Annotated in this window: 10 protein-coding genes; 6 read left to right on the forward strand and 4 right to left on the reverse strand. The window is 50.6% G+C overall.

Features of this window, described 5'->3' with window-relative positions:
* Positions 1 to 71: 71 nt before the first annotated feature.
* Positions 72 to 2,480: an ABC transporter permease gene (locus AAHB90_RS04210; protein WP_342083655.1), complete on the reverse strand. Its 2,409-nt coding sequence runs from the start codon at positions 2,478 to 2,480 to the stop codon at positions 72 to 74.
* 30 nt (positions 2,481 to 2,510) lie between these two features.
* The gene (locus AAHB90_RS04215) at positions 2,511 to 3,974 is read right to left on the reverse strand and encodes a serine hydrolase domain-containing protein (protein ID WP_342083656.1); all 1,464 of its coding nucleotides are present in this window, start codon (positions 3,972 to 3,974) and stop codon (positions 2,511 to 2,513) included.
* Positions 3,975 to 4,255: 281 nt separating this feature from the next.
* Here AAHB90_RS04215 and AAHB90_RS04220 point away from each other — a divergent pair, with 281 nt between their 5' ends.
* From AAHB90_RS04220 to AAHB90_RS04245, 6 genes are all read left to right on the forward strand, one after another.
* A complete protein-coding gene (locus tag AAHB90_RS04220) occupies positions 4,256 to 4,882 on the forward strand; it encodes an RNA polymerase sigma factor (RefSeq protein ID WP_342083657.1) in 627 nt (208 codons plus the stop codon).
* An 88-nt stretch (positions 4,883 to 4,970) separates the two neighbouring features.
* On the forward strand, positions 4,971 to 6,059 hold the full coding sequence (locus AAHB90_RS04225) for a FecR family protein (RefSeq protein WP_342083658.1): 1,089 nt from the start codon (positions 4,971 to 4,973) through the stop codon (positions 6,057 to 6,059).
* 330 nt (positions 6,060 to 6,389) lie between these two features.
* Positions 6,390 to 9,959 carry a SusC/RagA family TonB-linked outer membrane protein gene (locus tag AAHB90_RS04230; protein ID WP_342083659.1) on the forward strand — a complete coding sequence of 1,190 codons (3,570 nt, stop codon included), beginning with the start codon at positions 6,390 to 6,392 and terminating at the stop codon, positions 9,957 to 9,959.
* 10 nt (positions 9,960 to 9,969) lie between these two features.
* Positions 9,970 to 11,886 carry a RagB/SusD family nutrient uptake outer membrane protein gene (locus AAHB90_RS04235; RefSeq protein ID WP_342083660.1) on the forward strand — a complete coding sequence of 639 codons (1,917 nt, stop codon included), beginning with the start codon at positions 9,970 to 9,972 and terminating at the stop codon, positions 11,884 to 11,886.
* Positions 11,887 to 11,898: 12 nt separating this feature from the next.
* A complete protein-coding gene (locus AAHB90_RS04240) occupies positions 11,899 to 13,089 on the forward strand; it encodes a DUF5000 domain-containing lipoprotein (protein ID WP_342083661.1) in 1,191 nt (396 codons plus the stop codon).
* Positions 13,090 to 13,103: 14 nt separating this feature from the next.
* Complete coding sequence (locus AAHB90_RS04245) at positions 13,104 to 13,802, forward strand: DUF4998 domain-containing protein (RefSeq protein ID WP_342083662.1); 699 nt, start codon at positions 13,104 to 13,106, stop codon at positions 13,800 to 13,802.
* An 83-nt stretch (positions 13,803 to 13,885) separates the two neighbouring features.
* Here AAHB90_RS04245 and AAHB90_RS04250 read toward each other — a convergent pair whose 3' ends face one another.
* Positions 13,886 to 14,500 (reverse strand): hypothetical protein, encoded by a 615-nt coding sequence (locus AAHB90_RS04250; protein WP_342083663.1) that lies wholly within the window; start codon positions 14,498 to 14,500, stop codon positions 13,886 to 13,888.
* A 236-nt stretch (positions 14,501 to 14,736) separates the two neighbouring features.
* Complete coding sequence (locus tag AAHB90_RS04255) at positions 14,737 to 16,332, reverse strand: RagB/SusD family nutrient uptake outer membrane protein (protein ID WP_342083664.1); 1,596 nt, start codon at positions 16,330 to 16,332, stop codon at positions 14,737 to 14,739.

The raw sequence follows: 16,332 nt of genomic DNA on the forward strand, positions 1-16,332 counted from the left end.
GGCATTCAGGCGGTAATTTACTTTATATCGTTACTAAGCCGAAAGGGTTGCATCCGGGGGTATCCGGCTTCCTATTCCGTACGCAAGCTTTTCACGGGATCGAGTAGTGCCGCGCGAATAGCCTGATAGCTTACTGTAATAAGCGTGATTGCCAGCGTTCCCAAGCTCGCGGTCATGAAGATCCACCAGGAGATTTGGGTGTGATAGGCATATTTTTCGAGCCAGCGATCCATCATATACCAGGCGATGGGTGTTGCCAGCAGGCAAGAAACGGCCACCAGCATGATGAAATCACCTGAAAGAAGTTGCCATAGACTACTAACGGATGCTCCCAGCACTTTGCGGATCCCAATCTCTTTCGTCCGTTGTTCTGCAATGAACGATGCCATTCCGAAAAGTCCCAGGCAACTGATGAAGGTCGCCAGACCTGTAAATATGGCGGCCAGCCTGCTGATCCGTTCTTCGGCAGCGAATTTTAGCGCATATTCCTGATCCGCAAACTGGAAACTGAACGGTGAATCCGGACTGTATTTTTTGAAAGTAGTTTCAATGTTTTTCAGCGCTGTGGCGGCGTTGGATCCGGGGTTAAGTCGCGCCGTCATGAATCTGCCGGCCTTTGGATGGATGAAAAATATAGACTTTTTGACGGGATCATAAGGAGATTCCATCACCATATCTTTAATTACGCCAATAATTCTGAAACGCCTTCCATCCCAGGTTACAGTTTCTCCAATGGCATCATTGAAATCCCGTTTCCCAAGGCCCATAAACTTAACCGCCGACTCATTGACCACAAACCCGGCAGAATCCGAAGACAGGCTCCTGGTAAAATCACGCCCTCCGATGAACTCCCATCCGACTGTTTTTCCAAAGTCATGCGAAATGCCAATCGTCGCAAACTCGGAGTGCAGGCCGGGATCTTTCCCTTTCCAGTCGAAACCTACATTGGCCGAAAAAACCTCCGTAGGCGGGGACGCCGATTCTGCTAACGAGGTCACGCTCCCGGTTTTAACAAGATCATCGAGCACAGCATCAAAATGGGTATGAATGTCCTTGTTATTAACGAGCATAGTCACCAGGCCCCGCCTGTCGTAGCCGATAGGGCGGTTTTTCGCATGCAGGATTTGCTTGTAAACAACCACGGTCCCGATCATCAGCATCACTGAAACCGTGAATTGAAGGACGACGAGGATTTTTCGGGGCAGTGCCGCACGAAGCCCCAAAGTGCTCCATTTACCTTTCAGCGCCTTGATGGGTTGAAAGGAAGACAGGTAAAAAGCGGGGTAGGAGCCGGCAATGAATCCCGTGAGAAGTGCGAAAGCGATTACGCTGACCAGAAAGATCGGGTCCTGCCAGGGAATCTGCATTTGCTTGTCGGCAATTTCATTGAAGGCCGGCAAAGCCAAGCGGGCCAGCACCAGCGAGATCACGAAGGCAAGCAGTACAACCAGGAACGATTCACTGAAAAACTGGCCGACCAATTGGCGTTGCATCGAGCCGATCGCTTTACGGATGCCGACCTCCCTGGCGCGTTTTCCTGAGCGTGCCGTGCTAAGGTTCATGAAATTAATGCATGCCAGCAGCAGTACAAATACGCCAATGGTGCCAAAAAGCCATACAAATTCAATGCGCCCACCCACATTGCTGCCATTCAGCCATTCGGAATGCAAGTGCCAGCGACTCATGGGATGCAGCAGGATTTGGGGCTTGAATTTCAACTCATCTTTGCCGGTTTTTCTAAGTTTGATATCCCTGATTTTGTCTGAAACTGCATTTACATCGCTGTTTTTCGAAAGCTGTACGAGGATCTGAAAGGAGCTGTTTTGCCATTCATTATTTTCCACCGCCTCCTTCACCCATTCGGTAGAAGAAACAAACAGATCGAATGGGGCTATGAACGCCAGTTCGTGAAACTCTGAGTTATAAGGAATGTCTTCGTAAACTCCGGTCACCCTCACATCCAGGTTTTTATTGATTTTCAGCATCTTATCTATCGGGTCGGAATGCTTGAAAATCGCTTTTGCCGTCGATTGGGAAAGCAGGACCGTGGCAGGATCTTTCAGCCCGGAAGCACTTCCGCTGACCATTTTGAGGGAAAGCATTTCTGCCGCACCTGCCGACATGAAGTTACCTGGTTTTGTAAAACTCGAACCATTGTAGGCCAGTGCGTGCCTTTGGAGCCAGGAGGTAATTACTACACGCTCTAAATCATCCCCGAAGTTGGTTTGCAACTCCCTGAACAATGGCGCAGGAACATTGTTGCCGGTATTAACCTCCCCGTCGAGCGTTTGCTGCTGCATTACCCGTGCGATCCGGTCGTAGTGTTGATGGTATTTGTTGTAAGAGAATTCGTCGTAGATCCACAGGCCAATCAGCATGGCGACCATCATTCCAACCGCAAGTCCGCCGATATTGACTGCCGAGTACGTCTTGTTCCCGGCAAGGTTACGCCAGGCTATCTTGAAATAATTGCGAAACATCACTGGTTCGGGTTGATTGTTTACAAAATATCAGCTAAATGCGGGAATAACAATGCTCTCTACTTTCTTCCACGTAATGCTGTGGGAGCCGTCATTGTCCGTGGGATTGTGATGAAGTGTGAGTACCACCAGGTCGAGATCCGGGACGATGTACAGCATTTGCCCTCCATAACCAGCCGCATAAATAACCGGGAACGCTCCGGTAGGGGTCCTGGCGGTTCCGCGCCACCACTGGTAGCCATAGCCGAAATCCTTATTTCCCTGGTTCGTCGGAAGGATAAATGCCGTGCTCTCCCTGATCCAGGTTTTCGAAACAACCTGCCGGCCGTTCCATCTCCCGCTGTCAAGCACCATCTGCCCGATTTTCAACAAGTCCCTCGGCCTGAGGAAAAGCCCGCCGCCGGTGTGAATTTTACCGCCTATGCTGGTCCAGGCGAAGTGATTTATTCCCAGAGCTTGGAAAAGTGTTTCTTTGGCGTAATTATCTGCCGGTTTTCCAGTCGTATGCAACAACACGCCGCCCAGAAGGATGGAAAGGCCGCTGTTGTATTCGAACCTGCTTCCCGGCTTATCCACAGGGTCGGGTTTTTTAGACAAAACATATTTGTAAAGATCGCTGCTCTGATTCATCCGCACAGCGTCATTCTCGGGGTTGGAATAGGGAATGTCCTCCTTCCAATCCAGGGCCGCGGACATCGTTAGCGCATGCCGCAATGTCGGGGATGAAGCATTTGTCGGGGCAGAATCGGAGTATTGCGGAAAATAGCTTTTCAACGGCTCGTCCAGATTTTTGATCAGTCCCTGTTCGCGCGCGATGCCAAACAGAAGTGAGGTTACACTTTTTGTAGCCGACTGAATGCTGTGCAGCCGCTCCCGGCCGCCCAGGTAAAAGTATTCTTCGAGGATCAGCTCTCCATGCTGTGCCACCAGGAAGGCGTCGAGACCATGGAATTTGCCCAGCAGAGTTTGCTCGAACAACTCGTTCAGTGGTTCCGAATCTGCCACGGACTTGCGTAAAGGTCTCACCGGCCACCCATCGCCCGTTACTATTGGAGGCTGGTATATCCAGCTTTTGACCGGCTGCCCGTTTTTGCCTGCCCTGGCGGGTACCTGCGCCGACCAGTGCGGAACTTTGGTAAAAGTCAGATTTTCAGGCTTTTGGTTGGGGATATTCAGCACACCTTTGATGGTCTTTTTGTCGTCATAAAGCGACCCTTTAAATGCTGCACCGCCTCCCAGATTCAGCTCGATCATTGAATCTTGCACATTCACAGCTTGTAACTGGCTAGCGGCCATCAGTTCCGGTATCTCGAACCGTCCGCTCCATTTACCCGTGATATCCTGGCTCAGTTGGATATCCAGGGCGCTTTTTAATCCGGGGACCGTCTCCAATTCGGTGTGCCATATGCCAGCCACTTCGCGCCCGCCCGGTAAACAGGAGGTGGTAAGCAAGAAGACCCAAATGAATTTGCAGTACTTGTTGATCGATTTCAACTGGCTAAGACGGTTGGCGATTCAAAATGTAACCAATTAATACAAAGAAATAAAATAAAGTTTATACGCAGCACCTTATATCCCGATCATCCATTTGTATTCTTCCAAATTTGAGATGACGTTGATCAACGACGAGTCGTTTTGAGCGGATGCGGTAAAGTTCAATCGTTGCTGTTTTGTATATTTTCAATATTTTTTGCAACGAAATAAAGCAGGTTATCGCGAAATCCTTTTCTTTGTCAAAAAACTTCACATCATTTATCCAACGGAGATCAACCGGGATGTCTACTTTTACGAGAGCTGAATCAGATTTGAGTGGTGAACTGCTTATCTGGCATCGTTTCAGGCAAGGGGATATGCAGGCTTTTCAGTCGCTATACCAACGCCATGTTAGAAGTCTGACCAGCTACGGCCACCGGCTGACGCCCGACAGGCAGTTGCTCGAAGATGCCATTCACGACCTTTTTATTGACCTTTGGCGGAGAAAAGAGCATCTTAACGATGCGGATAACATCCGGTTTTACCTCTTCCGGGCATTGCGTAACCGGCTTTCGCGCAACGGCAGAAACAATATCTTCGAGCAAGCCGAGGATATCGACGGATTCCTCGACTACCTGGTCGCGCTGTCCAGTGAGCAGCAGCATATCGACTCCGAGGGCGCAGAGGTACGCACGCAGCGCGTGCGCCAGGCGGTCGAGAGTCTTTCGGACCGGCAGAAAGAGGTCATTAACCTCCGTTTTTACCACGGAATGAGCCTTGATGAAATTTCAGAGCTGATGGGTTTATCCAAACAAGGCGTGAGTAATCTGCTCTACAAAGCCTATGCCGTGCTCCGTACACGGCTTGGTGAACTGACGATTATCTCGCTGTTGGTGCCTATGGGCGAAATGCACGCGTGGATGGTGTAAAATGATTTTGAGAAAATTGCCGGAAGATAGGTTAGTTTTTAACCATAGTTGTACCTCTTAGTTGTGCGCGTACCATTTATCCCTGACCATGAATGATGAAAGTTTAAATATCGAGGATCTTTTAGGCAATGACTCTTTCATAAGCTGGGTGCTGCGAGACGAAGATGCACTATTATGGGAGGCAATTCTCCGGTCTGATCCGGGCAAAAAGGAGCTCGTGGAAAAAGCATCGAAGATCGTGCTGGCATTGCACCGGGCCGAGGAGGAGGTAGTTCCTTTGATGGACCAGCAAAAGCTTTGGGCAAGGATCGAATCGACCGCAGAGAGCCGGGAAGAACTGCCGATACATGTCAAGCAGGAGCGGAAAATGTTCAAATTGCTGCTGATCGCAGCGGGTGTGGCGCTTATTGGCACATTAGGCGTTTTCCAAATCATGCGCAACGACGGCAAACGCGTTACCTATAAAGAGCTGCTTACCCATGCCAAAGTGGAAAATCAGCTTATTGAAAAGCAAAACCAGGGCAATGCGGCCATGGAGCTACGGCTCGAAGACGGCACGATTATTACTTTGGGCAAAAATAGCAAGCTGAGCTACCCGGCGCATTTTCAAAAGCAAAAACGGGAGGTTTTCCTCAGTGGAGAGGCATTTTTTAATGTAACCAAAGACCCTTCACGGCCATTCCTGGTTTATGCCAATGAGACCGTGACGAAGGTACTGGGAACGAGTTTCGAGATCAGGGCATTTGAAAACAGTCAGGATGTGACCGTGCACGTCAGGACCGGGCGGGTGTCGGTGTACAGGCAGAGCCGTATCCAGACGGACGATCCTGAAACGACCGGATTGGTATTATTGCCCAATCAAAAAGGGACATTTAACCGCGACAGTGAAGTGCTGGTCAAAAACCTCGTTGAAGAACCATTGCCTATCGCTCCGATTGCCGAGACGAAAAAGACCAGGTTCGATGAAGTTCCGGCCACTGAGGTTTTTGCGGAAATTGAAAAGATATACGGGGTACAGATCCTCTGCGACCATGAGTTGCTGTCCAAATGCATTATTTCGACCTCTATTCGCAATGAGTCGCTGTATGATAACCTGGATGTCATTTGCCGGACGATCGGCGGAACCTATAAAGAAATCGACGCGCAGATCGTGATCGATTCGAAAGGCTGTTACTGATGATGGTGATACCTTTCTCTGACTGCCACTTTTCCGGATAATTGATAAAAAAACAAAAAATAATTTCATCACAAGGGTTAGTTTTTTTCGGGACCTGTACCTGTATAAATAGAGCGGCCGGATGTTTCCGGTGCTATTCATTTTGCAAGCATGTTCCGTTGCTTACACCGGTGGTCCGGTAGAGGATTGCTATGTCTATTTTTTTGCAATGGCCTCATTGCGATTGTCACCTAACTTAATTCAAATATGGAAAACAGATTGGCTACCTAGGAAAAATGCGCCATCGAGGACAGTTTGCCGCACCCGGCGGACCGGGATGTTTATTCAAAAATGAAAATCAAAACAGGTATGGGCATTTTTACGAATGAAAAAAAGGTTTTTCAGTTCCTGTGCACGACGATGAGGCAACTGTTCATTGCCGGGTTCGCGCTCGCGCTCGCAGCGGGACTAAGCTACGCGTCACCCACGTACTCGCAGGAGTTGCTCAAACAACGTATATCAATTAGCGTTAGGAATGCATCGTTAAAGACGGTCCTGAAAAATATCGAAGAGCAGGGGGACCTTTCCTTCTCGTATCAAAAGCAAGTGATTGCCACCGACGAGAAAATCAACCTGGAAGCAAAGAATGAATTGCTGGAAGATCTTCTGAAACGTGTGCTTTCGCCGAGGAACATCATGTACCAGGTGGTGAAAAGCAATCAGATCATTCTTTCCAGGGCACCCGATGAGGGAAAAGGGCCAACCGGCATGCTGCCCGGCAATGTGGCGGAACCATTGATGGAAAAGCAGATCGCCGGAAAAATCACCGATGAAAAGGGGGAAGGGCTGCCAGGAGTAAGCGTGGTATTGAAAGGGACGCAAAAAGGAACGACTTCCGAGGCGGACGGCACCTACCGCCTTGCCATTCCGGATAACGACGCGGTGCTGATCTTTTCCTTTGTAGGCTATATTTCCGAAGAGCGGCAGGTAGGCGCCCAATCGATTATGAATGTCGTGCTGAAAGTCGATAACAAAGCACTGGAAGAAGTGGTAGTGACGGCCTACGGACAGAAGCAGCGCAAAGAGGCGGTGGTGGGCGCGGTGACGACGATCCGTCCGGGTGAGCTGAAAATCCCTTCCAGTAACCTCACGACCGCCATCGCGGGCCGGCTCTCGGGCGTGATCGGTTACCAGCGGAGCGGCGAGCCGGGTGTCGACAATGCCACATTTTTTATACGCGGCATTACCACATTCGGGTACAATAATTCGCCTCTGATATTGGTCGACAACGTAGAACTCACCGTGACCGACCTTGCCCGGCTGCAACCCGATGATATTGAAAGCTTTTCGATCCTGAAAGACGCCAGTGCGACGGCCTTGTACGGAGCCAGGGGGGCGAACGGGGTTGTGTATGTGACCACCAAGCAGGGGAAAGCGGGAAAAGCGAAGATCAACTTTCGGGTGGAAAACTCTGTTTCCATGCCGACCCAGAACGTGGAGCTGGCCGATCCGATCACCTACATGAAATTGTATAATGAGGCCCAGCTGACGCGCGATCCGCTCGCGGCGATCAAATACCCTCAAAACCAGATCGAAAACACCGGCAAGGGCAACAATCCCTACATCTATCCTTCGACAGACTGGCGCGATGTCCTGTTTAAAAAATATACTCAGAACCGCCGCGGGAACCTGAGCGTATCGGGCGGCGGAGAGGTGGCCCAGTATTATGTGGCGACCTCGTTCAGCAATGACAATGGAATGTTGAAAGTGGATAAGATGAATAACTTCAACAATAACGTCAAGCTCAACAGCTACTCGGTCCGCTCCAATGTCAATATCAATCTGAGCCCGCAAACGCAGCTGATTGTACGGTTATACGGAAATTTCGATGATTACAACGGACCTATCGACGGCGGCTCGGGTATCTACCAGAAGGCGCTGAAAACCAGTCCCACGTCCTATCCCGCCTATTACGCTCCCGACAAAGCCAACGAGGCCACAGACCATATTCTGTTCGGGAATTTCGATCTCGGACAATACCTGAACCCTTACGCGGATATGGTGAAAGGATACAAACAATATTCAAGGTCCAAAATGCTGACGCAGCTGGAACTGGCCCAGAAACTTGACTTTGTCACAAAAGGACTTAGCATAAGGGGTATGGCGAATATCAACCGGTCGTCGTATTTCGACGTCACAAGAGCCTATAATCCCTACTTCTACCACGCCGCCTCGTACGACAAGCAGGCGGACACCTACACGCTCAACTGGCTTAATCAACAGGCTAGCAACGAATTTTTCAGTGAGCCCGCCACGGAATACCTGAACTACAATCCGGGGGCCAAAAACCTGGAAAGTTTCCTTTACTTGCAGGGTACGCTGGATTATTCGAGGGTTTTCCGCGAGGTGCATTCGGTGAATGCGACGATGGTGACGACATTGCAGCAGAGCCTGAAGGACAATTCGAGTGTGGGGCAGGTACAATCCTTGCAACAATCGCTTCCCAGCAGGAATACGGGCATTTCCGGACGATTGTCCTACTCGTTCGATAACCGGTATTTCGCCGAGTTCAACTTCGGTTATAACGGCTCGGAACGGTTTCACAAGTCGAAGCAGTTCGGTTTTTTTCCGACCATCGGCGGTGCCTGGGTCATATCGAACGAGGATTTCTGGAAGCCGATGGAGCGCATTGTGAACAAACTGAAAATCCGCAGCTCGTACGGTCTCGTGGGCAACGATGCCATCGGAAGGCCCGATCAGCGTTTCTTCTTTCTTTCGGAGGTTAACCTGAATAATTCCTCGAGGGGGGCATCTTTCGGGTATAATTCGAGCTACACCCGTAACGGCGTGTCGATCAGCCGGTATGAGAACAAGGATATTACCTGGGAGACCTCCTATCAGACCAATTTGGGACTTGAATTTTCCATTCTTCAGAAACTGAATGTGATCGCCGAAATCTACAAGCAGAGACGTGCCAATATCCTCATGGAACGTGCTTCGATCCCTACCACAATGGGACTCGCCGTCACGCCTTCGGCCAATGTGGGGGAGGCAAAATCAAAAGGGTTTGACCTGGCGGTGGATTTTAACCAGAATTTCAAAAATGGCGCCTGGCTGGTTGCAAGAGGAAACCTGACAATGGCAAGGACCGTGTACTCCATTTTTGAAGAGCCGGACTACAAAGACCGTTACCTGTCGCGGGTTGGGCAGTCTATCAACCAGCCCAGGGGACTGATCGCCGAACGGCTTTTCATTGATGAGAACGATGTGAAAAATTCTCCCCGTCAGAACTTCGGGGTGTATGGCGCCGGCGATATTAAATACCGGGATATTAATCGTGATGGCCAGATTACCAATGCGGACTTTGTCGCGATAGGCCACCCGGAAACGCCCGAAATCACCTACGGCTTCGGTTTGTCCGCGGGCCACGGACAGTTTGACCTTTCGCTTTTCTTCCAGGGGCTGGGTCGGGAGTCCTTTTTCATCAACCCGGTCGCTTCGGCCCCTTTTATCAATTATAATAAAGATAATAACGGGGATGGTAATCTGTTTCCAGCAAACCTGATCGGTGAGAATGCTTTGTTAAAAGCATTTGCGGACAGCCACTGGTCGGAGGAGAACGGCGACATTTATGCAGTCTGGCCCCGGATGTCGACAGTTGCGAACGAAAACAATTCACAGCGAAGCACATGGTTCATGCGCGACGGCTCATTTATACGCCTGAAAACGCTGGAAGCGGGGTACACCGTCAAGGGCCGTTTTCTGGAAAATCTGAAAGTGACCAATTTTCGGATCTACTTCAACGGGACGAATTTACTGACATTCAGCAAGTTTAAATTGTGGGATCCCGAAATGGGCGGAAATGGCCTGGGCTACCCGGTCCAGAAGGTTTTCAATATCGGTTTGAATATGAATTTCTAAGCATCATATTATGAAATTACTGTACACCAGTTTTTGCCTTACGGCCTTACTTGTCCTGATTACCGCGGGCTGCCGGCAATACCTCGATATTGTCCCGGATAACGTAGCGACGATCGATAATGCATTTAAAATGCGTGCGGATGCGGAAAAGTACCTTTTTACCTGCTACAACAACCTGCCGCAATTCGGCAACGAAGGCGCCGATCCCGGTTTTATGACGGGCGACGAATTCGCGACCGTGTACCCGGTACTCGGAAATATCAATGGTAACCTCTACCGGATCGCAAGAGGTGAGCAGAACATCGTTTCGCCTATCGCCAACTTTTGGGACAGCAAATATTTCCAGGCGCTCCGCGAATGCAATATCTTTCTGGAAAACATCGACAAAGTCCGCGACCTCACCGAATTTGAAAAGAAACGTTGGGTGGCCGAGGTGAAATTCCTGAAAGCCTATTACCATTATTACCTGGCCAGGATGTACGGCCCGATCCCGATCATCAAAAAGAACCTTCCTATTTCAGCGTCGGTGGAAGAGGTAAAAGTAAAAAGGCAACATGTGGATTCGGTTTTCAACTATACCGTAGAACTGATCGACGAAGCTGCGCAGGATCTTCCGGTGGTTTTACCTAATGAATTTTCCGAACTGGGGCGTATTACCAGGCCCATTGCGCTGGCGATCAAGGCCGAGATACTCACCACGGCCGCCAGCCCGCTTTATAATGGCAACCAGAACTACGCCAATTTCAGGAATAAGGATAATGAACCGCTGTTCAGCAATACGGCTAGCCCCGAAAAATGGCAGCGGGCCGCTCAGGCTTGTCGGGAGGCGATCACCGCCTGCGAAGCAAACGGGCACAGGCTTTATGAATTTGTGCCCCGTTCGGTAACCACGAAGGTTTCGGATACTACCCAGCGCCTGATGTCGATCCGGGCGGCGGTAACCGACAAATGGAACGTGGAGCTCATCTGGGGTGCTTCCAATTCTACGGGTGGCGGCAGCCGGGGTTTTCAATCATTGGCGCAGGCCCGGCTCAGCCCGTTTACCGGCACGATCCCCAATGAAAGCATTGGTTCTATGCTCGCCCCGCCGATCCACATCGCCGAAATGTTCTACAGCAACAATGGCGTGCCGATAGAAGAGGACAAGAGCTACAAGTATGGGACCCGTTTTACTGCGTTGCGGAAGGCATTGCAAAGCGAACGGTACTATATCCGGGAAGGCTACACGACGGTACAGCTCAATTTCGATCGCGAACCCCGGTTTTATGCCGACCTGGGTTTCGACGGGGGGATTTGGTTCGGGCAGGGCAAAAACGACGACGACAATACCTGGGTACTCGAAGGAAAACTCGGACAAACAGGTGGCAGACAAGGTGCTTCGCTGTATTCTGTGACGGGCTACTGGCCCAAGAAACTGGCCAATTATAACAACACCATCAACGACCCCGCACAGCAATACAACGTGGAAGGCTATCCCTTTCCGATCATGCGCCTCGCGGACCTGTACCTGTTGTACGCGGAAGCATTGAACGAGTCGCAGGGACCATCCGCAGAAGTGTATGCCTGGATCGATAAGGTCCGGACGCGGGCGGGCTTGAAGGGAGTAGTGGAATCGTGGACCAAATACTCTAATAAACCCTCCAAATTCAGCAGCAAAGAAGGTTTGCGCGAGATTATCCAGCGCGAAAGGTTGATCGAACTGGTTTTCGAGGGAAAGAGGTTCTGGGACCTGCGGAGGTGGAAAGTAGCGGAAAATTATCTGCAAAGGTCGGTGAATGGCTGGGATATTGCCCAGCGCGAGGCGGTCAACTACTACCGGGTCAAGCCGATTTACACGAGTAGTTTTAGTCTGAAAGACTATTTCTGGCCAATCTCCGAGAACTCCCTGATCGTCAACCCGAACCTTGTCCAAAACCCAGGCTGGTAAACACTGCTGTCTATGAAAAAGATAACGATATTATTATCAATCGTGTGGGCGCTCGCATTGCTGAGCTCCTGTACGGATGCCGACGACATCCGCAAACCCCTGGGCGCGGACACCGAGAAGCCCGGCGTGGTGACCAATACCTCGGTAGTCAATTTTGCCGGCGGCGCTACCATCACCTATTCGCTCCCGAAAGATGAAGACCTGCAATATGTGGTGGCCGAGTATGCGATCAACAAAACCACGGGTAAGATGAGCGAAGCGAAGGCATCGCACTACACCAATAAACTGACTGTCGAGGGCTTCTCTGCCGGCGGTGATTATGAGGTAACCTTATATTCGGTCGATAAAAGCGACAATAAATCGGAGCCTGTCAAGGTCAGGATCGCGCCCCAGGAGCCGCCCGTCCAGACCGTTTTCAACTCCCTGCAACTGGGTGTCGACTTCGGCGGACTGAATGTTGCTTTCAATAACCCATCCGAAGCCAAGCTGGCGATCGTAGTGATCACGGCAGACAACAATGGGGATTACATCCCGGTCGAGACGCTGTACACGCAGGTCAAAGGCGGCTCATTTGCCGCCCGGGGATTTGATACGCTCAGCAGGAAGTTCGGGGTATATGTGCGCGACCGCTGGAACAATTACTCCGATACAGTTTACAAGGAAGTAAAACCATTTTTTGAAAAGAAACTGGATAAAACCCGCTTCCGCGAATATGTGCTGCCGACAGACGAAGAGAGCGGTTACGGCTGGCAGCTACCGTTTTTGTGGGACGATCTTGTGTCGGAACCCGGCTTCCACACCATCCCGCTTTCCGACCGCGATATGCCGATCCACTTCACATTCGACCTGGGAACCGCGGCAAAACTAAGCCGGTTCAGGCTGTGGCAACGACAGGGCGACTGGTTTTATAAACACGGTAATCCCCGTAAATGGACGATGTGGGGCAGCGAAAAAGCACCTAATCCGGACGGAAGTTTCAACGGCTGGACCAAGCTCATGGATTGTGAATCGATCAAGCCGTCGGGGAGCCCTTATGGCGTGAATACCGGCGACGATATTGCCTATATGTCGGCCGGGGAGGAGTTCGTGTTTCCGCTTTCGGCACCCAAAGTGCGCTATATCCGCATGCAGATCCATCAGAACTGGTCCGACACCAAGTTTGTCCATTTTACCGAACTCACCTTCTGGGGCGATACCAAATAATTTAAAACTGAGATATGATGGTTATCAAACATAAAATCGCAGGACTACTGGTGCTTCTTTTCGCGTCGGCCTCTTGTACCGATTGGGACGATTTCAAAAAATACCAGGCAGGCGGGGAGATCGTCTACCCCGGGCGGGGCGATACCGTATTGGTAGCGTCGGGAAGAAACAGGACGCAATTGCTGTGGGTCCTTAGTGCGGACCCGCGCGTGACCGGTTATAAACTTTACTGGAACAACAAGGCCGACTCCCTGGAAGCGGCCGTGCCTTCGGACCTCATCGGCGACACGGTCAGGATCATGATCGATCCGTTGGCAGAAGGGTCGTACAACTTTGAGATGTACTCGCTCGATGCAAAAGGGAACCGGTCGGTGCCGCTGCGTTTCAACGGCAGGACATTCGGGGCGAATTATGAAAATGGCCTGCTCAACCGCACCATCAGCACGGCTTCTTATGACTCGACCCTGAAGATGTTGCAGGTAAGCTGGAATACACCCGACACGGTAAACATCAATACCGAGCTGAAATACATTGCCACTGACTCAAAGACGAAATCCATACTAGTCGGGCCCAATGTGCAGGAAAGTAAAATACCTGACTGGAAACCCGGAACGATCCTGAACTACCGGTCGTCCTTCAAACCGGATAGCAAAGCCATCGATATTTTTACCGTTACCCGTTACGACACCATGTCGGTGCGGAAGCCGGAATGACCGGGGCAATCGTCGCGTGATGGGAAATATCAAAAAGGGGATACAAGCCGGCATCCCCCTTTTTGGTAAAAAAAAGCTCCCACTTAATCTATTCCCTGTGTTATCGTCCAGGTGTTATCCGCATTAAGCGTAGCATTCATTGAAAAAATACCGTAGGGGAATTCAATCTTCACCGGACTGTTGATCTCCGACGGGTCCAGTACCTGGCCTTGTTTAAGATTTCCGAATGTAATCCAGTATTCAAAGCGCGGAGTGAATACGAAATTCATATTGGGTTGCGCCTGTACTGCAACGGTAGGTACGCCGGACATCCCAATACCTACGCTGGCCTGGCGGATCGCAGTGGTATTGGCGGAAATAATGCACAGAGAACCCTGCTGGTGCCAATCCTGTTGATTTGCAAATTTGTAATCACGTTCTTCTTTGATGAGTGTTATTTGATTTCTACCGGTCAGATCGGTGGGAGCATTTTCTCCCGGATAAAAAATGACACCCGGCCTTAGCTCGCCGGTTTTGGCCCAGAAGAAATAGAGGTCGGTATTCCATGATATGGCCAATTGCGTATGCGGAGCGGCCGATTCCACACGCCATGCCAAAGGGAAAACATCCGGATTGGGACTGTTGTGATTTTGCTGGAAGACGCAAAAGCTACCTGATGAGCTGGAATTGTTAACAAAATTGATTGTGAAGGTTGCCATAATTTGATAGATTCTAGGTTAAAAAAAATGTTTCCTGTTACCTAGAATTTGTAACCCAATTTTAGAAAGCATTTCATTTATCAATCTACTTCTATTTCTTATTAATAGTAGTTTGACAAAAAATGCCTGTAAAGTTACTCCCTGGGGACGATACTAAGAATGCGGGATAAGGAAACGGGCTGCCTGGAGTTAAGTCCCCGGGCGGCCCGTTTTAAGGTAATCCAGACGTTTGCCGGTTAATTCCAGGCGTTTGCTATGTCTTTGGCCACATTTGGATTGTAATTCTTTTCCACGTCAGGTATCGGAAAAAGTACGTTTTTGTCCTGGAAAGGTTGCTTGCCATCTCCCGGTTCAGCCGCGCGTTGCGCGTTGATCGTCTGCTTGGCAATTCCCCAGCGGATCAGGTCGAAATACCGGCTTTGCTCGCCGCAAAGTTCTACCTGGCGTTCACGCATGAGGATTTTCAGCGCGTCCGCCTGTGCGCCCAATGCAGTGTAAGCGACGGCGCCCGAGCGTTTCCGTACCTGGTTGATCAGCGCCAGCGGGTCGGCACCGGTTTTTCCCTGCTGGATCTGCGCTTCGGCAAGCATCAGCAATACGTCGGCAAAGCGGATCACCTGCCCGTTAATGGAGCTTTGCGGTCCTCCATAAGAAGCGACTTCATTATAGTACTGGTATTTTTTCCAAACATAATATCCCTGGGGATCGTCGGCTTTGAACGGGAAATCGATCGGTCCGCCGGCGCATTTCTGGCAATACTGGGTGTCGCCGCCACTTTCCTTGCTGCCATAAAATGTAAACTTCGCACGCGGGTCCACGTAATTGGCGCCGGTAGCCGGGTTGGCATATTGAAACGATTTGACGGTAGTAGTCGAAATGTAAACATTAAACCAGTCTTTGAAACCATATTCCTGCGCACGGTCGGAATGGGTGGCCTTGCCGCCCCATGTTTCCTGCCCGCCGAAAACGTAGTACTGGTTGCCAATTCCCCAGTCGGTCCATTTCGCATTCATGATCTGGAAAATGTTTTCAGGACTGCTCTGGTTCGTCGAGCTGAACAGGTTCTCGTACGACGGGTCCAGCGAATATGTGAAAGGCGCGGTAGTCAGTTGTGCCAGCGTGGTTTCCGCCTGCGCCCACTTTTTCTGGTACAAATAGGATTTTCCGAGCAAAGCCACTGCCGCCCCTTTGGTAGCCCTGCCGAGTCCCGTTGCGGCGTCATAAGATACTGGTAAGTCGGCTGCCGCCAGTTTGAGATCGCTTTCGATCGTCGCCCAGATCGCTTCCGTGGAAGCACGCGAAGGGTAATTGTTCGCCACGGTGCTGTCGTAAGCGGTGATCAGCGGTGCCTTGCCCCACAGGTTGACAATGTTGAAATAGGCATACGAGCGTAAAAACCGTGCTTCGGCAATGTACTGTTTCGCGGCCTGCTGGTCGGCCGGTGCCGCGGGGTTCCATACTCCGGCTCGGTCGATTACCACATTCGACCGGAGGATCAGCCGGTAGAGGCTGTTCCAAAGTTGGCCGATCTGCGCCTGGCTGGTACCGAACGAGTAGTCGGCGAGTTGCGCCATGTCGCCCTGCAGGTTGGTTGTCTTCTTGGCTTCATAGCCGAGCATATCGAAAATAAAGTAATACTCGCGTGCCCAGAGTCCGTTGTGCAGTAATGTAGCATAGGTTGCGATGACCGCCTGGTTGAGCCCCTCAGACGATTTAAAATAGGTGTTGTAATCGTAGGCGCTCTGGCTTTCCAGTTCCAGTTTGGATTCATCACATCCGGCCAGCTGAAAAGCAGCGATTAGTCCTGTCAGAAAATATATGATCTTTTTCAT

The sequence above is a fragment of the Dyadobacter sp. OTU695 genome (genome assembly GCF_038440355.1).
Lineage (GTDB): Bacteria > Bacteroidota > Bacteroidia > Cytophagales > Spirosomataceae > Dyadobacter.

Coding starts and splice junctions, on each gene's coding strand:
- AAHB90_RS04210 (WP_342083655.1), bottom strand. CDS start 2,480: ATGTTTCGCAATTATTTCAAGATAGCCTGGCGTAACCTTGCCGGGAAC.
- AAHB90_RS04220 (WP_342083657.1), top strand. CDS start 4,256: ATGTCTACTTTTACGAGAGCTGAATCAGATTTGAGTGGTGAACTGCTT.
- AAHB90_RS04225 (WP_342083658.1), top strand. CDS start 4,971: ATGAATGATGAAAGTTTAAATATCGAGGATCTTTTAGGCAATGACTCT.
- AAHB90_RS04230 (WP_342083659.1), top strand. CDS start 6,390: ATGAAAATCAAAACAGGTATGGGCATTTTTACGAATGAAAAAAAGGTT.
- AAHB90_RS04235 (WP_342083660.1), top strand. CDS start 9,970: ATGAAATTACTGTACACCAGTTTTTGCCTTACGGCCTTACTTGTCCTG.
- AAHB90_RS04240 (WP_342083661.1), top strand. CDS start 11,899: ATGAAAAAGATAACGATATTATTATCAATCGTGTGGGCGCTCGCATTG.
- AAHB90_RS04245 (WP_342083662.1), top strand. CDS start 13,104: ATGATGGTTATCAAACATAAAATCGCAGGACTACTGGTGCTTCTTTTC.
- AAHB90_RS04250 (WP_342083663.1), bottom strand. CDS start 14,500: ATGGCAACCTTCACAATCAATTTTGTTAACAATTCCAGCTCATCAGGT.
- AAHB90_RS04255 (WP_342083664.1), bottom strand. CDS start 16,332: ATGAAAAAGATCATATATTTTCTGACAGGACTAATCGCTGCTTTTCAG.